General features: G+C 70.2%; 18 protein-coding genes and 1 pseudogene. 7 read left to right on the top strand and 12 right to left on the bottom strand.

The features are described from left to right. Positions 1–24 precede the first annotated feature (24 nt). The 3 genes from ACH34Q_RS11030 (at position 25) to ACH34Q_RS11020 (ending at position 6,327) form a co-directional block, all read left to right on the top strand. Entirely contained in the window at positions 25–1,728 is a 1,704-nt protein-coding gene (locus tag ACH34Q_RS11030) for an ABC transporter ATP-binding protein (protein WP_395982724.1), read from the top strand. Beyond that, entirely contained in the window at positions 1,725–3,533 is a 1,809-nt protein-coding gene (gene cydC / locus ACH34Q_RS11025) for a thiol reductant ABC exporter subunit CydC (RefSeq protein WP_395982723.1), read from the top strand. The genes ACH34Q_RS11030 and cydC overlap by 4 nt, the downstream gene beginning before the upstream one ends. A 79-nt stretch (positions 3,534–3,612) precedes the next feature. Beyond that, positions 3,613–6,327 (top strand): DUF4132 domain-containing protein, encoded by a 2,715-nt coding sequence (locus ACH34Q_RS11020; RefSeq protein ID WP_395982722.1) that lies wholly within the window; start codon positions 3,613–3,615, stop codon positions 6,325–6,327. 71 nt (positions 6,328–6,398) lie between these two features. Here ACH34Q_RS11020 and ACH34Q_RS11015 read toward each other — a convergent pair. Then, positions 6,399–6,668, bottom strand: a pseudogene (locus tag ACH34Q_RS11015) (NmrA family NAD(P)-binding protein); the annotation flags it as partial. A 53-nt stretch (positions 6,669–6,721) separates the two neighbouring features. Here ACH34Q_RS11015 and ACH34Q_RS11010 point away from each other — a divergent pair. After that, positions 6,722–6,973 (top strand): NmrA family NAD(P)-binding protein, encoded by a 252-nt coding sequence (locus ACH34Q_RS11010; protein WP_395982721.1) that lies wholly within the window; start codon positions 6,722–6,724, stop codon positions 6,971–6,973. A 42-nt stretch (positions 6,974–7,015) separates the two neighbouring features. Here ACH34Q_RS11010 and ACH34Q_RS11005 read toward each other — a convergent pair whose 3' ends face one another. The 4 genes from ACH34Q_RS11005 to ACH34Q_RS10990 are packed head-to-tail and all read right to left on the bottom strand — an operon-like array spanning position 7,016 to position 12,614. Continuing rightward, positions 7,016–7,741, bottom strand: coding sequence for an aspartate/glutamate racemase family protein (locus ACH34Q_RS11005; RefSeq protein WP_395982720.1), 726 nt, complete (start codon positions 7,739–7,741; stop codon positions 7,016–7,018). Positions 7,742–7,777: 36 nt separating this feature from the next. After that, complete coding sequence (locus ACH34Q_RS11000; protein WP_395982719.1) at positions 7,778–9,034, bottom strand: MFS transporter; 1,257 nt, start codon at positions 9,032–9,034, stop codon at positions 7,778–7,780. Continuing rightward, positions 9,031–10,776 carry an ABC transporter ATP-binding protein gene (locus ACH34Q_RS10995; protein ID WP_395982718.1) on the bottom strand — a complete coding sequence of 582 codons (1,746 nt, stop codon included), beginning with the start codon at positions 10,774–10,776 and terminating at the stop codon, positions 9,031–9,033. Before ACH34Q_RS10995 ends, ACH34Q_RS11000 begins: the two co-directional genes overlap by 4 nt. Next, positions 10,773–12,614: an ABC transporter ATP-binding protein gene (locus tag ACH34Q_RS10990; RefSeq protein WP_395982717.1), complete on the bottom strand. Its 1,842-nt coding sequence runs from the start codon at positions 12,612–12,614 to the stop codon at positions 10,773–10,775. Before ACH34Q_RS10990 ends, ACH34Q_RS10995 begins: the two co-directional genes overlap by 4 nt. Positions 12,615–12,728: 114 nt before the next feature. On the opposite strand from ACH34Q_RS10990, the gene ACH34Q_RS10985 reads away from it, so the two are divergent. Both ACH34Q_RS10985 and ACH34Q_RS10980 read left to right on the top strand, forming a co-directional pair. Next, the gene (locus ACH34Q_RS10985) at positions 12,729–13,400 is read left to right on the top strand and encodes a MerR family transcriptional regulator (RefSeq protein WP_395982716.1); all 672 of its coding nucleotides are present in this window, start codon (positions 12,729–12,731) and stop codon (positions 13,398–13,400) included. A 208-nt stretch (positions 13,401–13,608) separates the two neighbouring features. Continuing rightward, entirely contained in the window at positions 13,609–13,923 is a 315-nt protein-coding gene (locus ACH34Q_RS10980) for a hypothetical protein (RefSeq protein ID WP_395982715.1), read from the top strand. Between the two features lie 189 nt (positions 13,924–14,112). On the opposite strand, the gene ACH34Q_RS10975 is transcribed toward ACH34Q_RS10980, so the two are convergent. From ACH34Q_RS10975 to ACH34Q_RS10960, 4 genes are all read right to left on the bottom strand, one after another. After that, positions 14,113–15,993 (bottom strand): ATP-binding cassette domain-containing protein, encoded by a 1,881-nt coding sequence (locus ACH34Q_RS10975; protein WP_395982714.1) that lies wholly within the window; start codon positions 15,991–15,993, stop codon positions 14,113–14,115. A gap of 282 nt (positions 15,994–16,275) precedes the next feature. Then, complete coding sequence (locus tag ACH34Q_RS10970; protein ID WP_395982713.1) at positions 16,276–17,883, bottom strand: DUF6882 domain-containing protein; 1,608 nt, start codon at positions 17,881–17,883, stop codon at positions 16,276–16,278. A gap of 902 nt (positions 17,884–18,785) precedes the next feature. Continuing rightward, complete coding sequence (locus ACH34Q_RS10965; protein WP_395982712.1) at positions 18,786–19,556, bottom strand: transposase family protein; 771 nt, start codon at positions 19,554–19,556, stop codon at positions 18,786–18,788. A gap of 267 nt (positions 19,557–19,823) precedes the next feature. Continuing rightward, positions 19,824–20,129, bottom strand: a complete 306-nt coding sequence (locus ACH34Q_RS10960) for a hypothetical protein (protein WP_395982711.1) — start codon at positions 20,127–20,129, stop codon at positions 19,824–19,826. 33 nt (positions 20,130–20,162) lie between these two features. Between ACH34Q_RS10960 and ACH34Q_RS10955 the strand changes: the two genes are divergently transcribed. Next, positions 20,163–20,522, top strand: coding sequence for a hypothetical protein (locus ACH34Q_RS10955; RefSeq protein ID WP_395982710.1), 360 nt, complete (start codon positions 20,163–20,165; stop codon positions 20,520–20,522). A 26-nt stretch (positions 20,523–20,548) separates the two neighbouring features. Here ACH34Q_RS10955 and ACH34Q_RS10950 read toward each other — a convergent pair whose 3' ends face one another. The 3 genes from ACH34Q_RS10950 to ACH34Q_RS10940 all read right to left on the bottom strand — a co-directional run bounded on the left by ACH34Q_RS10950 (position 20,549) and on the right by ACH34Q_RS10940 (position 22,403). Further along, on the bottom strand, positions 20,549–20,680 hold the full coding sequence (locus ACH34Q_RS10950; RefSeq protein WP_395982709.1) for a hypothetical protein: 132 nt from the start codon (positions 20,678–20,680) through the stop codon (positions 20,549–20,551). A 221-nt stretch (positions 20,681–20,901) separates the two neighbouring features. Further along, positions 20,902–21,558, bottom strand: a complete 657-nt coding sequence (locus ACH34Q_RS10945) for a hypothetical protein (RefSeq protein WP_395982708.1) — start codon at positions 21,556–21,558, stop codon at positions 20,902–20,904. A 95-nt stretch (positions 21,559–21,653) separates the two neighbouring features. Then, positions 21,654–22,403 carry an ATP-binding protein gene (locus tag ACH34Q_RS10940; protein ID WP_395982707.1) on the bottom strand — a complete coding sequence of 250 codons (750 nt, stop codon included), beginning with the start codon at positions 22,401–22,403 and terminating at the stop codon, positions 21,654–21,656. Positions 22,404–22,711 lie beyond the last annotated feature (308 nt).

Here is a 22,711-nt window from a genome sequence, read left to right as displayed (position 1 = left end):
TCATTAATGAGGGAGGTGCGTGCGATGGTGCTGCTCGACCGGCGGCTACTACGACTCGCGCGGACGGTCGGCGGCCCGATCGCCGCCGTCACGGCGCTGGGGGTGACGATCACCGCCACCCGGATCGTGCAGGTGCTCGCGCTGGCCGCGGTGGTAGAGGCGGCGATCGCCGGACGCGGAGCGACGACGGCGTTCGCCTGGCTCGCCGCGGCGATCGCGGCGCGGGCCGTCCTGCTGTGGTGGTTCGAGGTGACCACGCAGCGGGCCGCGGCGGTCACCACGGAGAGGCTCCGGACCCGCCTGTTCGAGCGGCTGCTCGTCCTGGGGCCCGGACACCTGCTCCTGAACCGCAGCGGTGAGGTGCGGGCCACCCTGGTGGACGGCGTCGAGGCGCTGGAGGCCTACTTCGGCCGCTACCTGCCCGCGCTGCTCAAAGCAGCGATCACGATGCTGGCGATCGGCGTGCTCCTGCTGACGATCGACCCCCGGCTCACCCTCATCGCGCTGGCCGGAGCCGTCCTGACGATCGGCGCCACGGCGATCTGGCGGGCCGCGTTCGCCGAAAGCAGCGACAAGGTATGGGCGGTCATCGGTGAGACCGACGCCGAGTTCGTCGACACCGTCCAGGGACTGCCCACCTTGAAGGCGTTCAACGCCTCCGCACGCCGCCGGGTCCTCGTCGCCGCGCATGCCGAAAGGCTGCGCAAGGTCTGCATGGACCAGCTCCGCTACAGCCTGATGTACCTGGGGCTGCAGCGGGTCGGAACGCTTGGCGCGGGTGCGGCGGCAACGATCCTCGTCGTGGCCGGATACCCGGAGATCGACGCGTTCGCGCTGCTCTGCGTGGTGTTCCTGGTGCCCGAGACCTTCCGCCCTCTCGACGAGCTCAGCCAGTACGCCCACGACGCGATGGCCGGCGTCAGCGCCGCCAAGGGCGTCGAGGAACTGATGAACGCCCCCGAGCCCGCTCCCCCGGCTCCCGGCGCCTCCCGGACACTGATGCCGAGCGTGGAGTTCGACTCGGTGACCTTCACCTACCCCGGACGGGACAGCCCGGCACTACGACAGATCTCCTTCACGGTCCGCCCGGGCGAGACGGTGGCGATCGTCGGCGAGTCGGGATCGGGCAAGAGCACGCTCGCCTCCCTCCTGCTGAGGTTCATGGACCCCGGCGAAGGCGAGGTGCGAGTGGGCGGCCAGGACCTGCGCACTCTCCCGGCGGCGGCACTGCGCGACACCATCGGGCTCGTTCCCCAGGACACCTACCTGTTCCACGGGACCATCGAGGAGAACATCGCCTTCGGCCGGCCGGACACCACGCCCGAGGAACTGCGTGCCAGTGCCCGGGCAGCGGGCCTGGACGAGATCCCGCTGGACGCCGAGACCGGCGAGCGCGGGCTGCAACTGTCCGGCGGCCAGCGCCAGCGGGTCGCGATCGCCCGCGCGCTGCTCAGGGACGCGCCCATCCTGGTTCTGGACGAGGCGACCTCGGCCGTGGACGCCGCCACCGAGTCGTCCCTGCAGGAGACCTTCGGCAGCCTCACCCGGGACCGCACCACCCTGGTGATCGCCCACCGGCTGTCCACCATCCGCGACGCCGACCGGATCATCGTGCTCGCCGGCGGCGAGATCGCCGAGACGGGCACCCACGAGGAACTGCGTCACGGCAACGGCGCCTACGCGCGGCTCATCGCCGCCCAGGACGAGATGACGGGAGCAAAGGGATGAGCCACGGCCATGGCCACGGGCACGCGCTCGCGCTGGAGGCACCGGCCGGGGGGCCGGCGCGCCCGCTGCGCAGGCTGCTCCCGTACATGCTGGAGAAGCCGGCCCTGTTCGCTCTCATCGTCCTCGCGGGCATCCTGATGTCCGGCCTGCTGATCGCCACCTCGGCCACGGGCGCCTGGCTCATCGGGTCCGTACTGACCGGCCACCCCGCAGGCGAGCTGGAACCGGCCATGTGGGCGCTGGCGCTGCTGGCCGTCCTCACCGGAGCGTCGACCTGGTGGCAGTCGACCATCAGCCACGACTGGTCGTTCCACCTCATGGCCCTGCTGCGGGTCCGCATCTACGACGGGCTGGAGCGCGCCACCCCCGGCCGGATCCTCGGCAAGCGCACCGGCGACCTCACCGCCTCGGCCATGGCCGACGTGGAGAAGACCGAACTGTTCTTCTCCCACACCGCCGGAGACTACGTCGGCGCGGTCCTGGTGTCGCTGACCTCCCTCGCGGTCATCGCGAGCCTGGACTGGCGGACGGCGCTCGTCGCGCTGGTGCTGATGCTGCTGGTCGCCACCGTCCCGCTCGCCCTGGCCCGGCGGGCGAGCCGGCAGGGCCGGGCGCTGCGCGACGAACTGGGCAGGCTCAACGCCGAGGCCCTCGACGGCGTTCAAGGGCTGCGTGAACTGGTGGTCTTCGGCCGTGGCGACTGGTACCTGAACCGCCTCCTGCGCCGCACCCGCCTGACCCACCGGCACAGCGCCGCCTACGCCCGCCGTTCAGGACTGGAGCAGGCGGCGACCGACCTGCTGCTGTCCCTCGCCGTGATCCTGGTGCCGCTGACGGCCGCACGGCACGTGGACCCGCGCTGGCTGCCCGTGGTGATCGTCCTCGGCATCGCCTCGCTCGCCCCCATCGCCACGGTGTCGGCGACCGCCCGTTCGCTCGGCGACGTGCGGGCCGCCGCGTCCAGAATCCTTACCATCATCGACTTCCCTGCCCAGGTCACCGACCCCGGCGGCAACGGGCCCGCGAGCCTGGAACCGAGCGTGGCCTTCGAGGACGTGCGATTCGCGTACGACACCGATGGTCGCCAGGTACTGGACGATGTCTCCTTCACCGTGCGGCCGGGCGAGACGGTGGCGCTCGTGGGCCGTTCAGGGGCGGGCAAGACCACATGCGCCAACCTGCTGCTGCGGTTCTGGGACACGGACTCGGGACGGGTACAGATCGGCGGTCACGACGTGCGCGACCTGCCCCTGAACACCCTCCGCGAAACGGTGACCCTCGTTCCGCAGGACGTCTACCTGTTCAACTCCTCGGTACGGGAGAACATCCGCCTGGCTCGTCCTGACGCCACCGACGGCGAGGTCGAGACGGCGGCACGCCAGGCGATCGCACACGACTTCATCACCGCGCTTCCGCAGGGCTACGACACCCCGTGCGGCGAGCGGGGCGCGCATCTGTCGGGAGGCCAGCGCCAGCGGATCGCCATCGCCCGCGCACTGCTCAGCAATGCCTCCGTCATCGTCATGGACGAGGCGATGTCCAACCTGGACACCGAGAACGAGCGAGCGGTACAGGAAGCGGTGACCGCCGCCCGCTCCCGCCACACGATGGTCACGATCGCCCACCGGCTGTCCACGATCCGCGCCGCCGACCGTGTCGTCTTCCTGGCGGACGGGCGGGTGGCCGGCAGCGGACCGCACACCGAACTGGTGGCCTCGAACGCCGACTACCGCGCGCTCCTCGCCTCCCAGACGAACGAGGGAACGAACGGGGCGCATGCCGCACGAGGGAACCGGTGGACATGACGCCGCCCTCACTCCCGGAGCCGACGGCTCTGGTCCGGTTCGGCGCGATTCTGGCGTATCCGGTCATTAGAGTGCGGCCATGATCGACGAGAGTTCCCTGATCCTTCCCGCTTCCTGGCGTTCCGCGCTGGATCCGCGGCGCGGCGACGCACCCGCGTCCGGCGGGAGGGGGCCGGACGCCGCCGCGGGCGACGGGCTGGCGGCCGCCACCGCCGCGAACGGCGACGTGATCGGCCGGGTGCTCGCGGGGCCCGAACAGGACCCCGAGCTCAAGGACCGGGCCCACGCGTACCTGGGCGGTGCGGCCGATCCGGCCGGCGCGGCGGTGGTCGCGATCACCTTGCTACAGGAGAGTCGCGGCAGGCCAGGGCTGCCCGGCTTCGTGGAGGCGTGGGCGGCACACCACGGTACGGTCTTCGCCGCCTGCGCCTTCGCCGAGATGGCCGTGCTCGCCATGGCGTCGGAGACGACCAGAACGGGGACGACGTGGCAGGGCCTGCGGTACCGGCGGCCGGCCGACCGGTGGCCGCTGTGGGGGCCGATCGGGGAGCGGGAGGGCCACCGGCTCCGGGTTCTGCTCGCGATGGCGGGCGACCTCGAGTACGGCGAGGCGGTGGAGCGCCTCGCCGCCCACCGGCGCACACCGCTGCAGCGAATCGCCGTCTCCTACGCGGTCCCCGACCGGATGGACTGGGTGGAGGAATGCTGCGCAGCGCCTCCCCCTGCTCAGGGCAAGGACGTGCTCTTCTGGTGGATGCTGCTGTTCGCGCTGGGCTCAGGCCACCATCTGGACCTACTCCAGAGCCCGGTTCCGAAGTGGGCGCTACGCAGCACCCCCAGAGCGCTGGGCACTGTGCTGGACGGCATCGGGGCGGCCGCCGCGCCGCTGATCGCCGACATGCTGGACCAGCCGAGCCAGGCCCCGGTACGCCGGCTTCAGGTGAAGGCGCTCTCTCTTCTGCCGTCGGACGAGGCGTTCGGCCTGCTGCTCCACCGGATCGAGGACCGGTACGTCCCGTTCGGGCTGATCGAGGCGATGGAGCGGTTCCCGGCCCGGGCGCTGCGCCTGCTGGGCGCGGCGTCCGCCGGTACGTCGAAGGCGGCCGCGATCGCGGGAGAGCTGCTGAGCGCCCATGTGCCCGCGCACCACGAGCGGGCGGCCGGGCTCCTGGACGGCCTGCCGGCGGAGGCGCGCGACGCGGTGGCGACCCGGTACGAAGCCCTGCGGCGTCCCGCGGACGCGGCGCCCGAGGATCTGCCGGAGCTGCTGACCGCACCGCCGTGGGAGCGGCCCGAGGTGCCGCGCGACGACTGGGAGGACCCGCCGGACCCGCTGCCGGTACCGATCCCGCGGCCCGGCGCGTGGGCCGGACCGGACCGGCTGCCGCGCATCCTGTTGCGCGGGCGCGGGCGGGCGCTGCCCCCGTCCGCGACCCGGCACCTGCTGACGATGATGGCGATGTGCGAGCACGACCGGGTGTACCCGGGACTGGAGGAGATGGGGCGGCTGTGCGATCCCGCCTCCCTCACCCAGTTCTCGTGGGCGGTGTTCCGCTGGTGGCGGCTGAACGGCGCACCGGCCAAGGACGGCTGGGCACTGACCCAGCTGGGCGTGCTCGGTGACGACGACACGGTCCGGCGGCTGGCCCCGATGATCCGGGAGTGGCCGGGCGAAGGCTTGCACAAACTCGCCGAGAGGGGCCTGGAGGTGCTGGCCGCCCTCGGCACGGAGGTCGCCTTGATGCACCTGCACGGCATCGCGCTGAAGGTGCGGTTCAAGGGCCTGAAGGCTCTCGCGCAGGCCAGGGTGGAGGGCATCGCAGCCGAACTGGGGCTGACGCCCGAGCAGCTGGGCGACCGGCTCGTCCCGTCCCTCGGCCTGGACGCCGCGGGCGGCCTGACGCTCGACTACGGGCCGCGCCGGTTCTGGGTCGGCTTCGACGAGCAGCTCAAGCCGTACGTGACCGACGAGTCCGGCAAGCGGCGCGCGGCGCTGCCCAAGCCGGGCGTCAAGGACGACCCGGAGCTGGCCCCGGCCGCCTACCGGCGGTTCGCCGGCCTCAGGAAGGACGTGCGGACGGTGGCCGCCGACCAGGTCGGGCGGCTGGAGCGTGCAATGACCGACCAGCGCCTTTGGACGGCGGCCGAGTTCGGTGCCCACGTCGCCGGCCATCCGCTGGTGTTCCACATCGCGCGGCGGCTGGTGTGGCTGGCCGAGGACGCCGGGACGGTCACGCCGTTCCGGCTCGCCGAGGACCGCACGCTCGCCGACGTCGCGGACGAGGCGTACACCCTGCCCGGGTCGGCGGGGGTCCGGATCGCGCACCCGACCAAACTGGGCGGCACGCTCGGCCCGTGGCAGGAGCTGTTCGCCGACTACGAGATCCTCCAGCCGTTCCAGCAGCTGGCCCGTCCGGTGCACAACCTCACCGAGGCCGAGCGGACGTCCTGGCGACTGGAGCGGTTCGCGGGACTGAAGGTGCCCAGCGGTGCCGTCGTACGGCTCGAACGCCTCGGCTGGGAGCGCGGCGAGCCGGAGGGCGGCGGCAGCCAGAACCGGGTGTCCCGCACTCTGCCCGGCGGCCTGTTCGCCGTCATCGACCTGGACCCCGGCCTCGCGATCGGGGCCATCGACGCGACCCCCGAGCAGGTCCTGGAACGCGTGTGGATCGACGAACGGACCGACGTGTACCGCCGCGGCGCGCAGGAGCGGCACACTTTCGGCGAGCTCGACCCGCTCACCGCGTCGGAGCTGCTCCTCCATCTCACCGAGCTGGCCGACAAGGCGCTCTGACGTCCGGGCGGGCGCGGATCCACCGGTATGGCTGCGATGAGGGCGGCGTTGTGGTCCGAGTCGAGCTCGTTGGGATTCTCGACGGCGTGCACGGCCATGCCGGCGATGTCGAGCACGGTCACCTGGCCGAGCGGCTTGCCAGGTGTCAGGGGGTTGGCGAGCATGCCGTCGCCGAGCCGGCTGAAGCCGACGTTGAGCGCGTTCTCCATGAAGTACACCGGGCCGAGCACCGTTGCACGCACCTGCCGCTCGCGCAGGTACGCCTCAATGAGCTGCTTGCTATCGGCGTGGTCGACGTTGGTGGCCACCAACTGGTCACCGCCTCGCACGGAGGAGTACACCCACCTCGTGGCCGCGCTCCAGGAGCAGGTCGGCGACCGCCCCGCCCTGTTGGGTGGCCTACGTACGCTCGGCGGAGTCGCCGGCCGCGAAGGAGCTGTCGGCCCGGGGAGCGCGGCCGGCCACCGGCGACCTCGCCGACCCTGACGCGCTCCAGCGGGCCGGCACGGGCGCCGACGCGGTCTTCGGCCTGTCGGTGCCGTTCGGTGAGGGCGGCAAGGAAGAGGAGGTCGCGCAGGGACGCCTGCTCGTCGACACCTCCGCTCGCCTCGACGTCCACTTGAGGTCAAGCGCCGGGGCGTTGTGAACGCACGTGTGCGAACACGCCACGAGCCAACGAGGGGTGAGGTCAGGGTTTCGGTCCGCCGTGCCAGGTCGGGAAGGGACGGCGGCCGGTGGCGGTGTCGAAGGCGGCGCGGGCCAGGAGGCGGGTGGAGTCGAGGGTGGGCAGCGGCGAGGCGTCCGGGGTGATCAGGAGCGGGATCTCGGTGCACACCAGCGCGACGGCGTCGCAGCCGCGTGCCGCGAGGCGTTCGATGATGGCGGTGAAGTCGCGCCGGGCGGATTCGGTGAAGACGCCGTTCACGAGCTCGGAGAAGATGGTGTGGTTGATGGTGCGGCGGTCCTCGTCGCCGGGGATCTCCGCCTGGATGCCGTGTCCGGCGAAGGCCCGCGGGTAGACGGGGCCGTCCATGAGGTACCGGGTGCCGAGCACGCCGACGCGCCGGTGGCCGTCGGCGGCGGCCTGGTCGGCGACGACGTCGGCGATGTGGAGGCCGGGCAGCGCGAGGTCCTCGCCCGGCAGTTCCAGCGCCATGTGGGCGGTGTTGTCGGGGCAGACGAAGAAGTCCGCGCCGGCGCGGGCGAGGCGCTGGACGCTGGCGGCGAGCGTGGCGCGGATGGCCTGGTGGTCGGCGGCGTCCCAGGCGGGCATGCTGCGTGCCATCGCGATGCAGTCGAGCGTGACGTCGGGATGGTCATGGGGGCCCAGTTCGGCGAACCCCTCCTGGCAGAAGGCGCGGAAGCACAGGGCTGCCCCTTCGGTGCTGTGCGCGAGGATACCGAGGTGTTTCACAGGCACTCCCGAGTGGTGGATCGTCCAACAGAGTGATCATGGTGAGCCGGGTCCGTCAAGACGGCCCTGGCGAATCCAGAGGGGGGCGACGGCGGTTCCCGCCACGGCCAGGACGACCGCGAGCCCGATGGTCCAGCCGAAGCCGGCGACGGAGGCCAGGCCGAGGCCGGCCGAGTTGATCGCCGTCACGAAGATGCCCTCGATCGACATGGGCACGGTGTAGTCGGTGGCCGCCGAGGACGGGCGGGCCTGGCTCATGGAGACGGCGGCGATCCAGGTGACCTTCGCCCCGTACACGACGGACACCGTGATCATGGCCGCCATGGCCGGCACCAGGGCACCGTGGCCGGTGGCGAGGGGGAGGAGGCCTGCGACCCCTGCGACGCCCATCAGGCCCATGACCAGGGCCGGCCGTGCGGCGCCGTAGCGGGTGACGGCCGCGCCGGCGGTGATCGCGGCGACGATCTGGAACGCGATGGACACCGAACCGGCCAGCGCGATCCGGTCGGTCGCCCATCCGGCGGACAGCAGCATGGCGGACTGGGGCGCGGTGGCCAGCCACTCGCTGGTGGCGAAGATCGGGATCACCAGGAACGTCCACATGGCCATGCGTGGGTTCCGGAAGAACCGCACCAGCGCCGGCCACGGAACGGCCTTCCGCTTCACCTCCCGGGGCGGGGGTTCGGAGAGGCGCGCGAGGACGGCCAGGGGGACGACGAACACGGCGGCGAGCGCGAGCACGGTCGGTGTCCATCCGGCGTGCGCGTACAGCAGGAGAGCGCCGCTGGAGCCGATGAGCAGGGACGCGCTGGCCGAGGCCATCTGGACTCCGTTGCCGATCCCGTGCTCGCGCGCCGGCAGCAGCCCTACCACCAGGCCGTTCAGCGCCGTGTCGTGGAACACCGAGAGCGTGAGCAGGACCGCCATCAGCCCCAGCATCACCGGCATGTCCGCGACGGGATCCACGGCGGCCAGACCCCCGAGGGTCGCGATCAGGGCGGGCTGGGTCAGCAGCAGCCAGCCGCGGTAGTGCCCGAGCCCGGCGAGGCCGAAGCGGTCGACGACCGGTCCGGCCAGGAAGCGGACGAAGTAGATCGCGCCCATCACGTTGATCAGCGCGACCTCGCCGAGCGGCACTCCCCGGTCGAGCAGGATGGTGCCCAGGGTGAGGAAGAAGAAGGTGTACCCGGTGTTGGCCACCAGGTAGAGCGACCCGACGACCCGCAGCGTTCGCCGGCGTGCTGCCGCCGCCGCTGCCGGGTCGCCGGTTCTGGGCGGATCCTTCGTCGTCATCGGCGACCGGGCGCGGTGATGTGCCAGCTTCGGGCGGTCTCGTACTGGTCGTAGAGGCGGGCGAAGGTCCCGGCCCTGGTACGGAGCTCGGCCGGGGTCCCGGTCTCGGTGACGCGGCCGGCTTCGAGGGTGACGACGTGGTCGGCGGCGGCCAGGGTGGCGGGCCGGTGGGCGATCACGATGACGGTGCGTTCCGGGTCGCGGGCGAGGCGGGTGATGGCGTCGCTGACGGCCCGCTCGCTCTCCGGATCGAGCGCGGAGGCGGCTTCGTCGATGAGCACGATGCGGGCCTTCTTGAGGAAGGCGCGGGCGATGGACACGCGCTGCCGCTCGCCGCCCGAGAGCTGGGCGCCGCCCTCGCCGACACGGGTGTCCCAGCCGTCGGGCAGCCGGTCGATGACCTTGTCGAGACGGGCCTCCCGGGCGGCGGCCTCCAGTTCGGCGCGGGTGGCGCCGGGGTGGGCGAGCCGGAGGTTCTCCTCGATGGTGGTGTCGAACAGGTAGACGTCCTGGAAGACGATTGCGATCTCGCTGAGCAGTGCGGCATGGTCGTAGTCGCGGACGTCGCGGCCGCCGACGCGGACCTGCCCGGCGCCGGTGTCGAAGAAGCGGGCGACCAGCCGGGTGACGGTGGTCTTGCCGGAGCCGGAGGGCCCGACCAGGGCCGTGGTCGTTCCGGGCCGGCAGTGGAAGGACACGCCGGACAGGGCGGGCGTGCTCCCGTACGAGAAGGTCACGTCGGCGAACTCGATGCCGGCGTCGGCCACGCGGCGTACCGGGTCGGGACTGTGCGGCAGTTCCGGGGTGCGCAGGAGGGCGTCGACGCGGCCGATGCTGTTCTCCATCGCGCGCAGCGCCCCGATGAGTTCGATCAGCGCGCCGAGGGGTTCCAGGAACCGGACGGCGAGCACGAGCAGCGCGACCGTATCGGGGACGGTGCTGGACCCGGAGAGCAGCAGCTGTGCGCCGAGGACCAGGACCGCGACGAATCCGGCCATCACCACGCTGGTGAAGCCCAGGTCGGGGAGCATGGAGCGGTTCAGTCCGCGGCGGTAGGTGCGGCGGTGCTCGTCGAGGGCTTCGCGCATGCGGTCGCCACCCGTGCCGCCCTTGCCCGCGGCGCGCAGCACCGGCTGGGCCTGGCCGAGTTCGATGCCGCGTCCGGCGATCTCGGTCGCGGCCCAGTTCAGTTCCTTCTCGGCGGCGGCGGAGACCTGTCCGGCGCGGCGCAGGGTCCAGTAGGCGGCGGGGACGACGGCCAGGAACAGCAGCGCCAGCCGCCAGTCCACCGTGAAGGTAACGACGATGATGGTGGCGGGTACGAGCACCGCGGTGATGGCCGGCTGCCCGATCGTCACCGACAGCGTGCCGATCGAGCCGGCGTCGGAGGTGACGGTACGGGCAAGCCGCGCTTTGCGTTCGGTGGTGAACCAGCCCAGCGGGAGGCCGGTCACATGCTGCATCAGCCGGTGCCGGAGCTGTGCGCTCAGCTGCATGGAGGCGGCGAACCCCACCGGTGTGGCGATCACCGTGAGCACCCCGTAGACGACCAGGCCGATGCCGCCGGTGAGGAGCCAGGGCGCCGCGGCGTCCAGGTCGGGTTCCGGACGGAGCAGTGCCCGCAGGATCGGCACCAGCGTTCCGAGCAGCAGTCCCTGGAGGACGGCGAGGACAGCGGTGAGCAGGCCCAGCCTGACCATGAGCCCGGCGTGCGGCCAGAGCCGGTAGAGCTTGCGGATCATGCGTTTTCTCCGTTCCGCTGGGCGCGCCACAGGCGGGCGTAGAGCCCGTCGCGGGCGATGAGGTCGTCATGGGTGCCGGCTTCGGCGAGGCGTCCCGCGTCCAGGACGAGGATCCGGTCGGCGCCGCGGATGGTGTGCAGGCGGTGGGCGATGACCAGGACGGTCTTGCCCGCCGCCAGCGTGGACAGCGCGTCCTGGACGGCGGTCTCGCTGTCGGGGTCGAGCGCGGCGGTGGCCTCGTCCAGGACGACGATGGGCGCGCCGGACAGGATCGCGCGGGCGATGGTCAGCCGCTGGCGTTCGCCACCGGACAGTCCCCCGCCGTCGGCGCCCAGCACGGTGCCGTAGCCGTCCGGGAGCCGCTCGATCACCTCGTGGATCTGCGCCGCCATGGCGGCCCGGCGAACGTCCTGGTCACCGGCGCCGGGACGGCCGACCCTGATGTTCTCGGCGACGGTGTCGCGCAGCAGCGCCACGTCCTGGAACACCAGCGACATCGACGACAGCAGCGTCTCGGCCGGGATGTCGCGCAGGTCGGCGCCGCCGACGCGGATGGCGCCGCCGCTCACGTCGTAGAAGCGGGGCAGCAGGCTCGCGAGCGTGGACTTGCCGGCGCCCGAGGGGCCGACCAGCGCGGTGACCGTCCCCGGCTCGCAGACGGCGCTGATGCCGGTGAGCGCGTCAGTGGCCCCGTCGTAGGAGAAGGACACCCGGTCGAACTCGATGCGGTGACCCTGGGGAAGCCGGGGCCGTTCCGGCTCGGGCAGGGTCCGGCGGGCCAGCAGGGCGTCGATGTGGGAGGCGGCCATCCGGCCCTGCCGCAGCCCCTGGCCGCCCTGAACCGCCGGGGTGATCGAGGTCGGCAGTCCGATGCCGATGATGAGGAACGGCAGCAGGTCGGCCACGGCGAGCCCGCCCGTACCGATGAGCGGCACGCCGACCGCCATCAGCGCGGCCAGCACGGCCATCTCGCAGGACAGGAGCCGGGCCGCGGCCGAGCTGTAGCGGGTCTCGTCCACCCACGCGCGCATCGCCGCGGCGTGCTCGTGGACGGCGTCGGCGAAGCGGTCCAGCGCGCGCCCGCCGGTACCGAACGCCTTGACCACGGAGATCCCGTCGGCGTACTCCACGGTCGCGGTGCTGATCCGCCCCGTGGCGGCGATCAACCGGGTCATGTGGGCGGTCATGGAACGCATCGCGGTCCGGTAGCAGGCCAGCATCGTGACCAGGACCGCGACGGTGACCAGCGCCAGCCGCCAGTCCACGAACGCCAGGTACGCGAAGCCGATCGTGATCGCCGTGGCCGCGCCCACCAGTTCCCCGAACGCGTGCGCGATGAGCTGGTGCATCTCCTCCAGGTCGTCGGTCAGCGCCTTCTTCACCTCGCCGGACCCGGCCGTACGGAACCAGCCCAGCGGGAGGGCGCCCAAGTGCCGGATCACCCGGACCCGGATGTGGTGCAGGATCTCGGCGTCGGCGTAGTGCCCCAGATGCGAGGACGCGAAGACCAGGACCAGCCGCAGGCAGGCACCGGCCGCTCCGATCCCGACCCAGCCCCACACCGTGCCGCTGACGGCCGAGACGTCGGGAGCCCCGAGCACGGCACGGGCAATCTCCGCGATCGCCACGTACGGGGCGAAGCCCGCCGCCGCACCCGCCGCCGACAGGACGGCGCAAACGATCAGATGGGTACGGACCGGGCGCAGCATGCGCGCCAGCGGGCCGGTGCTCAGGAGCCGGGCGGTGAGCGCGGCGTTCTCGGCGTCCTGCGCACTCTGCCCGGTCTCGGCAGGAGCCGGCGGCCCGGAGGTGTCCGGCGCTGTGTCTGTGGTCGTCATGGGCCTTCCTCGTCCGGCGGTCGGTGCGGGCAGCCCGGCGGACGGGGAAGAGCGGCAGAGGATTCCCTTAGGCAAGGCTAGCCTTAGATGATCCTCCGAGTTAAAGTCGGCTTCATGTCAAACCGCTCGCCCGATGAGGCGCCCGCCGTCCGGATCGGAGAAGCCGCCGCCCTGTACGACCTGGCACCCTCCACCCTGCGCTGGTGGGAGAGACAGGGCGTGCTCTCCCCATCGGCCCGCCACGGCGCCCAGCGGCTCTACCGGGAGGAGGACCTGCGCCGTATCGGCCTGGCCTACCTGTGCCGCGTCGTCGGCATGATGCCGCTGGACGGTGCGGCCGTCGTCGCCTCCGGCAGGACCGACCTCAAGGCATGGCGGCACACCATCCACGAAGAGATCGCCCGCCTGGAGAAGCGCATCGAGCAGGCGGCCGCCGCCCGCGACTACCTGGACCACCTGCTGAACTGCAAGGACGACGACATCACCCAGTGCCCCTACTTCGACATCGAGCTCGCGACCCGCACACCCGCGGGCCCGCCCCGCCACCCCGACCTCGTCACCGCCGCGCGCGCGGCCCACGCCCGCAGTCACCGCCCCCGTGACGAAAAAGCAAGCAACGATCACCCGCGTGACGAAAAGAAGCAGCCGCTTCCCGTATGCCCGAGCTGCGAACGTCCGATCCCCCGGTCACCCCGAGGCCGCCCCCGCACGTACTGCTCCCACGCCTGCCAGCAGCGCGCCTACCGCGCCCGCCGCAAAGCCGATACCGCGATCGCCATCCCGTGATCCGGCGGTTACACCTGTCCAGCCCCCAGGCCCCTCACCATCAGCGGCGGGAGCACCGGTATGGGCCGGGCGGCCGAACAGGCCATCGCCACAATTTCCGAGCAGCACGGGCCGTCGACGCGCGGCCTTGTCGTCTGCACCGAAAAAGCCAACGGCGTGCTCCACTAATCAGCACACCATTCAGAGATAAACGTCTAGTGTTTCCCTCATGTCAGTCAACATCGATTTCAACTTCACCGTCACCGATGTGACGGATGAGGAGCAGGCTCAGCAGATCGTGCGCGAGCTCGATGAAATGCTGCGTGACGAGGCGATCAAGGATCAGGTGAACCTCGGCGTCGTATTCGATGAAGGGAAGTGGTTCGTCTCGGGCGAGACGGACTTCCCGCTGATCATCACCCGCTTCGCCCTCTGGAAGCCGGAATTCGAGAGCACCTTCAGATACTGCGTAGGCAAGGTCGCAGCGGCCGCGAAGGTGACCATCGACTGGGGATACCCGGATCTGGAGGGAGCGGGGCGGTAGGCCAAGCGGCAGAGGACATCCGCGCACGGGCGTACAGACACCGGAACTGGATGCGCTACGGCGACCTCCTCGACCATGTCGCGGCTCGTACCTTAGGGCAGCCCACCGACATACCGTCCCGGAAACGGACCTCTGGGTGCGATGGGGGTGGCGCCTGGCAAGTAGCGCGGCGGCGTCTCGACTACGACGTCAGCGATCCTGGCCGAGTTTGTACAGCTCGGCGAAAAGCCCGCCGTGGTCGAGAAGGGTATGGAAATCGCCTTGTTCGAGGATGCGACCGTGGTCGAGGACGATGATGCGGTCGGCGATGCGGGCGTTCTCCAGGTTCTGGGTGACGAAGACGGCGGCTTTGCCGGTGGCGAGTGCCTTGAAGCGGCGGATCACGTTGTGTTCGGCGCGGGGGTCCATGGCGGAGGTGGGTTCGTCGAGCACGAGCATGGTGGCGTCTCGGTAGAAGGCGCGGGCGACCGCGATGCGCTGCCATTGGCCACCGGAAAGGTCGGTGCCGCCCCAGTTGGAACTGGCGACCAGGGTGTCCAGGCCGTAGGGGGCTTGGGCGATGACGCTGTCTGCGCCGGCGGCTTGCGCGGCCTCAATCAGTAGTGCGTCATCCTGGGTGCGGGGTTGACCGAGGTGGATGTTGGCGCGCAGGTCCATGGGCCAGCGGGTGTAGTCCTGCGGGACGAGCCCGACGCGCGACCACACGCTGTGGGGGTCGGCTGTGGCGAGGTCGATCTCGTCCCAGGTGACAGTGCCCTTTTGCGGGAGGTAGAGGCCGGTGAGCAGGCGGGACAGAGTGGTCTTGCCGGAGCCGTTCTCGCCGATCAGCGCGACCAGTTCACCGCGTCGCAGGGTGAGGTCGACGGCGTCGACGGCGGGGGTGTCGTGGCCGGGGTAGGTGTAGGTGACGGCGGTGGCGCGGATCCGGTCGGGGCTGTCGGCGGGGATCTGGACGGGTCCGCGGACCGCGCGCAGGGATTCGGCCCGGCGCAGGAAGGACTGCCAGTCGTCCAGGCGCAGCGAGGTGCGGAACAGGCGCGAGGCCGCCAGCACCAGGGAGGTCAGGGCGCCGGCGGATATGCGTACGGCAATAACCGCGGTGGCGGCGATGGCCAGGTCCATCCGGCCGGAGGCGGCGAGCCAGCCCAGCGCGGCCCAAGTCGCCGCGAGCATCAGCCCGCCGGCCGCGGCGCCGGCCAGAGTGACGCGCAGGACGCGGGGGGCCGCGCGGCGGTGGGTGTCCTGGATCCGGTCGGTGACTTCCCGGTACCAGGCGGTCAGGTGGCCCGACATCGTGGTGGCGCGGACCTCGGCGGCGGTGCGTTTGTCGGTGGAGTAGTACCGAAGCAGGTAGCGAAGGTGGTTGTAGGAGATGTTCTGGTGGCTGGCACGGTGCTGGATGCGTGCCGAGGCCATGGCCGCCGCGCCTTTGGGGACGACCGCCAGCAGTAGCAGCGGCAGCAGTAGCGGGTGCAGGACCGTCAGGACGCCGATGGCGGCGGCGAGCTGGGCGAGAGCGGAGACCAGGGCTTGGGCGTCGCCGATGAGGTCCTCGGTAGCCTTGGCGCCCTCCTCGGCGGCCTGAAGGCGATCGGTGAATCCGGGCTGATCGTAGGCGTCCAGTTCCACCCGCGGTGCCGCGGCCAGGATCTGCAGGTCCGCTTCGGTGGCCACCGCAGGTGCGAGCCGCGCTGCGGCGTGGACGGCGAACGCGTCGGCTCCGGCGCGTACTCCGGTGGCGAGGGCGACCACGATCAGTCCAGGAGCCGCAGCATGGACGACGTCGGCGACCTGACCGCCGGTGAACAAGTGCTTCATCACACCGGGCAGGGCGCCGAGCGCGGCGGCCGAAGAAACCGCGACGACGAGCTGGCAGCCGGCCAGCCACAGCATCGCGGGCCGGTCGGCGGCCCAGCCCAGCCGGGCCGCCGCGGCGAGCGTGCGGGGAAGCCGGCCGGCGATCCGCCACCAGGACGCGGTCGCCATGTTCTCCAGATGCGGGTCGGTTTGGAAACCGACCCGCTGCGGAGAACTCGATCCTGAGGTCGCGGGCGCTGGCTGGGGGGTCACCCGCCCATCCTGCTGCGTGTGGTGTGTTGGAAAGGCCTATTGAACCGATCTCCTGGCGGCGGCACCGGTAGTAGCTCCTCTGCCCGCTGTGATGCGCGTGCACCCTCCGCATGCGGATGCCGCACCACAGGGCACTCCTCAGCGAGTGGCGCCGCTCGATGTCGTGATGCTTGAACTTTCCGGGGACATTCGTGGCCGCCGTGGCGGGTCCTGATTGACATAGCGCGACGGGCGCAAGACCCGCAGCGCCCGGGCGCATCGCCGCACTGATGGTCGGGCGGTTCAGATGAGGCCTCTCGCGGTGGCGGCTCCGATCCATTCGTGGACGTGCGCCGTCCGGGCACCGTTGACGGTGCCGTCATGGGCGATCGTCACCTGGACCTCGTGCAGGCCTCGCTGCCCAATGAACACGTGCGGCTCACCGATATGCATCGGGACCATTCGGGCCCGCTCGAAGTAGCCGTACACCATGGACTTCATGATCTCGTGCCGGTGTGCCTGGGGGACGAGCGGCTGAAGGATGTCGGCGGCGCTCTCGATGGCGTCGCACAAGCCGGGCAGCGAGGGTGCCCATGGCGCCTCGGAATCGAAGACGGACACACTCATCGTCCCCCTGCCTGACGGGGCGGGAACCGCCCATCCACCCCGCGTCTCCTCGGGTGACAGTGCGGCGCGGGGCAGGAACGCGGCGACCCATTCCCATCTGAGCCCGGCACCGAAGTGAACGACGTCCTCGGCCAGATGCGCGGCACCATGCTCGCGCGCGATGGTCCGGATCCATGCCGTCCCGGCCTGCTCGGTGTCCGCCCACGTGAAGGTGGTACCGGACGGATCGAAGGTGCCGACCACACGGGCGTCCAGTTCCAGCAGATCACCGAAGCGGAGCCTGCCGGCGGCAAGGTCGAACTCCGGCGGACCCGCGTTCCTGTCCATCTCCCGCACCGCCTCGATCTGCGCGCACTGCGCGGCGAGGAACACGAGGAGAGCGGGCGCCGCCCGTGCCAGGAATTCCACAGGCTGTGGCTGATCGACTTCGAGTTCGAGCACCAGAGTGCTGATCGGCCCGGAAGGTGGCACGGTTCCACCTACGTCGTTCGTGCCGGATGGGGTGACCGTCACTTCGCCGAGGTGATCGCCTTCGGTAAACCGGGCGAGCACGCGTTCGCCACCGGCCAGGTCGAACTCCACCCCGTCCGGGACGGTGCGCACGGGCAGCCCGTGCCGCTCTGCGTACCCGCGCGCCACGCCCGCGGCGGACGCCCGCTCGGTGGCCAGCGCCATGCCCTCGCTCAGCCACCGGCCGACACGGGACGCCTCGGGCCCGCAGGCCTGGCCGAGGCCGGGATCCTCGGAAATGAGAAAGTTCAGCGCTCGTCCTCCGGTGCCGTGCTTGACCACGCCGCCCGCGCCCAGGAGGCCGAGCGCGAGCGCGCACAGCCGCGCCGCAGCCAGCCGCGGGTCGGGGAAGCCTCCCAGGTCGAGCAGCGGTTCCGTCAACTCGGGCACGGAATGCGCGACACCGATCTCGCGCAGGCGTTCGGAGTGGAGGTTCTCTGGCCGGCCGGGCGGGGAACCGAAGGACCACCCCCACTTGAAGGTAAGGTCCTCGGCGTAACTGGCAAGGAACCCTGCCGCCACGGAACGGTCGTCGACAAAGATGAGGCCCTCGGCGATGTTGCGGCTGAGCATAGTCCCCTCGATCAAGCCGTTGAACCGGGCAAGGCGCTCGACCGCCCAGGCTGCATGCGGGGCGACCAATGTGATGAAAGCATCACTAAAGGAATCCATGAAGTGATCATAAGGGGCAAAACTGAGCGCGACCAATATTTGGCCACTTCGCAAAAACAGCCACCCGGTCGAACCCGAAACCCGCCCATGCTCGGCGAGCATATTTTCACTCGACCGGCCGCCGAGATTGGGAGGCGGAGCACTCAGCCAGTTCCCCCTGGTTGGTCTATAGGATTCTTGCCTATCGGCCCAGGTCCATCTGTTCCCCTATGACGTCGTCCGCGGAGACTCATGGACGGTTTCATCTCGGTCCTCGTTCAGGAGTCGGGCAGCGAGCGCGGCGTCCTGCGTGCGCAGCGTGCGCTGCCCGATCTCGGCAGGAGCCGGCGGCCCGGAGGTGTCCGGCGCTGTGTCTGTGCTCGTCATGAGCCTTCCTCGTCCGGCGGTCGGTGCGGGGCGGAAGAGCGGCAGAGGATTCCATTACGAGAGGCCGCCTTAGCTGATCTTGCAGCTTAAAGTCGACTTCATGTCAAACCAATCTCCGGCAACGCATCCGCCGTCCGGATCGGAGAAGCCGCCGCGCGACTTGCCGGGTCACCTGCTGGGCTGCAATGACGACGACATCATCCGGTGTCCCTATTTCGACATCGAGCCCGCGACTCGCATACCCGCAAGCCCGTCCCGGCACCCCGACCTCGTCACCGCAGCCCGCGCGGACCGTGCCCGCGTTCACCGCCCCTGTGACGAAAAGGCAGGCGTCGGTCACCAACGTGACGAAAAGAAGCAACCGCTTGCCGTATGTCGGCTGCTGTCAGCCAGTCCTGTGCCGACCTATGTTCGCCTCCGGGCTCGCGGCCCGGTCGTGGTCCACAGGGCAACTGCTGCCGGACGGCCCAGTGAACAACTTCCAGGCACTCAACCGAGGCGCGCGGCACAGCGCCGGCCCACCGTGAATTACTGGTGTTTCCGCAGGTCGGGTGCGTCCGGATTGTTCAGACGTCCATGAAGGCCCGGACGCCTTGCCGGACAGTATCCGCCCAGGAGGCAATGAGCTGATTCCAACCTCACCTGGCCTGGTGGTGGAGGGTGAGAATGGCTTGGACGATGCTGCTCAGGCGGCTGGGTGAGCAGCGGGCCTTCCGTAGGATGTGCCAGCTTTTGAGTGTTGCTGCGCCGCGTTCGCCCAGGGCGCGGATCCGGGCGTGGTGCCGGTTGAACAGCTTCTTGCGTTTGCCCAGCTTGCGCCCCTTCTTGCGCTTGTATGGGGTGCCGATCGCTCCGCCGGCGCCGAGGTAGCCCTTGTCGGCGAAGCAGGCGATCGCTCGGCTGGTCAGGCCGTCGATGATGCCGTGGACGCGGGCGGCGGTCAGGTCGTGGGTCGAGCCGGGCAACGCCGCCGACGCCCAGATCAGCTCACCATGCGGGTCGGTCAGGAACTGCACGTTCACCCCGTGCCGACGGTGCTTTCCCGAGTAGTACAGCCGGTCGGCCGCCCCCGACAGCCGGTCGGTGGCGATCAGGGAGCCGTCCAGGATCACAAAAGCCTTGCGCGCCGCGATTCGCAGCGCCTGCCGCAGATCGGGCGCCAGTTCGGCCAGTAGTGCCACGACCTCGGTGACGTAGCGGTGCGCGGTGGCCACCCCGATCCCGAACGCGGACGCCAGGGCGGCGAAGGTCTCGTTGCGGCGCAGACGCACCAGGACCAGCAGTGCCTGACGCCCTTCAGGCACCGAGCGCCACCGCGAACCGATCCGCCGGCGGTGGCGCCGGATGAGACCGGCCACAAAGTCGCACGTTGGGCGCGACAGATCCAGCGCAGCACGATAGAACAACACAGAAGCTCCTGTGCAGATGGTTGATCTTGGTCGACAACTCATCTAGCAGGAGCTTCTCTACGTAACGATCAAGACTGGCGACCCGCAACCCGCTCGTGACCTGCAGCCTCAGGTTGGAATGGGCTCAATGATATGACGCAGGGCCCGATGGTCCCTACTCTCGTCTGCTGGTCCCGACGAAATCCCGAAGGGCCCCTGTTGGCGCCGGGGTTCCCTTCACACCGATCAGCCACGCTCGTCTTGCAACCACTGCCCCGGGCACGCGCCTCACACGGCTTCTGCTCTTTGCGGCTTCAGGCCACCGATGACGTACCCGTCCAGATTGACGCGCGCGAACGACTCCTGCTGGTGGCCGCTGCGGTTAGCGGTGCCCTGACCGTATCCACGCGCGCGATCGCGACCTTGCCGCCTGGCCACACCTGCGCTGACGCCACCGCAACGGAAGATCCAGCAGGGGGACGCAAGGTCCAGGCGACGACGCCAGTGGAGAATGATCTTTCTTAGCGTGGAATTGGTGATGGCGAGCAGCTTAGATAGCTGCTGGTCAGGGAGTTTCGTCAGTAGCCCGACCACTCCACCAACCTGGCAGGACGGGACGCCCGCGCGATGCTGGCGCTGGCGTTCACGCCGACAGCGGCCGCCGGGCTGTCGCGCTCTCGCATCGCCGCGGCATTGCGGCGGGCCGGTTGCAAACGCGGCGTCGACGAGCTGGCTCGGCGAATCCAGCTGGCCCTGCGGCGGCCGCAACTGCATCAGCCGCCGCTGGTCGAGGACGCGATGGGCGAGCAGGCACGCGCGCTCCTGGCCGTCCTGGACGCCGAGTGCCTCAACGTCGACCGGCTCGGCCAGGTGGTCGCCGAGGCCCCCGCCCGGCATCCCGACTACGAGATCATCACCAGCTTCCCTGGCCTGGGCGACGAGTTCGTCGCCCAGCTGCTGGCCGAGATCGGCGACGACCGGTCCTAGTTCGCCGACGCCCGGGCACTGAAGGCCTACGCCGGGTCGGCGCCGGTCACCCGCGCCTCGGGACAGCCTTCGGGGCCAAGGTCGTTCCCGCGGGCGTGGGCGGCCATGCGTTCCAGGACGGCGAGCGGGACGTTGTGCGCGCGGGCGATGTAGGGCAACCAGACATCTGGGATCCGCCCACCACGCTCCCAGCGAGAGGTCTAGTTGCGGGTGAGGGTGCCAGACTGTTCCAGATTGCACAGCAGTGGCATCAAGACCGCCTTGGTCTCTGCCTTCGAAGGAGTGACTTCGGGAAGGGCCCCTGATGGCTGCGCAAGGGATATTCCCGGCTTGAGCTCCCATGATTTCCGAGGGAGCCGGTCACCAGGCTGTCCGGTCGTTATTCACCAGAATGACGCGCTCGGTGTCCGGGGGCGTTGTCGGTGGTGAAGGTCATGGGCTCATCGCGTTGGTAGCGGCGGTACTGCTTGGCGAGGACGTCGAGAGGGAGGCGCGGCCAGCGGGTGACAGTGCCGGTGACCTTGTCTATGACCAGGCCGGTGGCAGTCTCGATGGTCGGAACATGCGGCGGTTCGGGGAGAGCGACGCAGATTGGCGTGGCGAAGAAGCCGTCCTCGAACTCTTGGATGTGGACCAGGAGCGCACCGTCATTGGGATCTGAGAGGTACAGGTTGGCGCGGCGCCAGGCCTCGGCTGCGTCCATCGCCTGGTGGCCGTGAGCCGCACCGACTGCATCAACGACGCGTTGAAGGATGCCGCACGTATTTGGTTCGGCCGGCTCGATGCAGCTGGGCCTTGCTGGCTTGTCGGAGCCGTGGGCGTGCTCGTCGAGGAGCGTGTTGAGGACGGTGGCCAAGGTGAGGCTGAGGTTCGGCGCCTGGCGGAGCAGGGCGAGGCTGTGGGTGTCGAGGCGATCGTTCGACGAGGCAGCGTCAAGGAACCGGCGGATGGTTGCTTGGTCGGCTCGGCGCACAGTGGCCAGCAGCTCGTCCACGGTCCGCGCGATGTGACCGTGCGGGTCGAGGTCGTTGGGCATGTGGAACTCCTGAGGCGTGGTTGGCAGGGCTCGGGGCCACGGCGTACGGGAGGGAACGTCGTGGCCCCGAGCCCTTCACCCGGCGAGCCGCCGCTCTATCGGGTCGGCTCGCGGGGTGGTCTAGGGAGTAGGTGACGGATCGAGCGGCCGGCTTCGATGTGTCCGACGATCTGTTCGGCGGTCTCCTGCACGTCGATCAGCGGCTGATGGGTGTAGCCCTTGCTCTGGCGCCAGGAGAAGGCTCTGTGCTCGACCCACACGTTGAGTTGGCCCGCGGTGATGACAGAGATGCCGATGTCGTCGCTGCGGCAGACGGTGTGGATCCCGCGTTGTTGCAGGGCAAGAAGCAGCCGTTGAGCGGCATGTGCTGGCGCGACCAGGCAGTCCGGCCATGTCGCGGGCAGAGGGATCGCGAACCAAACGGCCTTGCCGCGCACGGGAGCGCATGCCAGCCGGGAGCGCGTGAAGTGTGCCCCTGTTTCGGAGGAAAGCGCGGCGACGATGCCGAGGCCCTTTCCATGTTCGGCCAGGAGGTCGGTCTCCGCGGTGGTCGGCAGAGCGCTTCGTGAGGTGTCGAAGATCGAAATGACCAGTTCGGGACGCGGACGGGTCCGAGCCCAGATCCACAACTCGGGTGGCACCGCTGGCTGGCCGGCGTGTACATGGGCGTTGGTCGCCAGTTCCGAGACAGAGAGCTTGGCGTCATCTATAAGCCGGCCAGGGAGCATGAGGGTGCTCATTGTTTCCGCCAGCAGCGATCGTGCGAGTGAGGCGCACCTCGGGTCCGGCGGAAGCTGGAAGGTGCATGCTTCTCCTGCCGGGATGGCGTTCGCGGTGCCGGTCATGGACGGCCGCCCCTCAGCTGGGCGCGTGTCCCGGGTTGGTACGCGTGACACGCGATGCGGTCGGGCCCGATCTTGAGACCCTCGCCCTGGGCGACGAGGCATAGGGCGCGGCGGAACGACCCACGGTGTGATTTCGGAGGTCGCTTTGCAGCGGCGCTTGCCTCGCGGAGGTGTTGCTCGGGGCCGCTGAGGCATGGGCGGGGGTGCGGCGCGGACGGGCGAGGGAACAGGGAGGTGATCCTGCGGCTGAGTTCGGTCGGTGTCACCGCCTCGACCAGGTGATCTCGGTTGCTTTGGTCACGAACCAG

Source organism: Actinomadura sp. 9N407 (genome assembly GCF_044326315.1).
Taxonomy (GTDB): domain Bacteria; phylum Actinomycetota; class Actinomycetes; order Streptosporangiales; family Streptosporangiaceae; genus Spirillospora.
This window is presented reverse-complemented; position numbering and strand designations above follow the sequence as displayed.

Coding starts and splice junctions, on each gene's coding strand:
- ACH34Q_RS11030 (WP_395982724.1), top strand. CDS start 25: ATGGTGCTGCTCGACCGGCGGCTACTACGACTCGCGCGGACGGTCGGC.
- cydC (WP_395982723.1), top strand. CDS start 1,725: ATGAGCCACGGCCATGGCCACGGGCACGCGCTCGCGCTGGAGGCACCG.
- ACH34Q_RS11020 (WP_395982722.1), top strand. CDS start 3,613: ATGATCGACGAGAGTTCCCTGATCCTTCCCGCTTCCTGGCGTTCCGCG.
- ACH34Q_RS11000 (WP_395982719.1), bottom strand. CDS start 9,034: ATGACGACGAAGGATCCGCCCAGAACCGGCGACCCGGCAGCGGCGGCG.
- ACH34Q_RS10995 (WP_395982718.1), bottom strand. CDS start 10,776: ATGATCCGCAAGCTCTACCGGCTCTGGCCGCACGCCGGGCTCATGGTC.
- ACH34Q_RS10990 (WP_395982717.1), bottom strand. CDS start 12,614: ATGACGACCACAGACACAGCGCCGGACACCTCCGGGCCGCCGGCTCCT.
- ACH34Q_RS10985 (WP_395982716.1), top strand. CDS start 12,729: ATGTCAAACCGCTCGCCCGATGAGGCGCCCGCCGTCCGGATCGGAGAA.
- ACH34Q_RS10980 (WP_395982715.1), top strand. CDS start 13,609: ATGTCAGTCAACATCGATTTCAACTTCACCGTCACCGATGTGACGGAT.
- ACH34Q_RS10970 (WP_395982713.1), bottom strand. CDS start 17,883: ATGCTCGCCGAGCATGGGCGGGTTTCGGGTTCGACCGGGTGGCTGTTT.
- ACH34Q_RS10955 (WP_395982710.1), top strand. CDS start 20,163: ATGCTGGCGCTGGCGTTCACGCCGACAGCGGCCGCCGGGCTGTCGCGC.
- ACH34Q_RS10945 (WP_395982708.1), bottom strand. CDS start 21,558: ATGCCCAACGACCTCGACCCGCACGGTCACATCGCGCGGACCGTGGAC.
- ACH34Q_RS10940 (WP_395982707.1), bottom strand. CDS start 22,403: ATGACCGGCACCGCGAACGCCATCCCGGCAGGAGAAGCATGCACCTTC.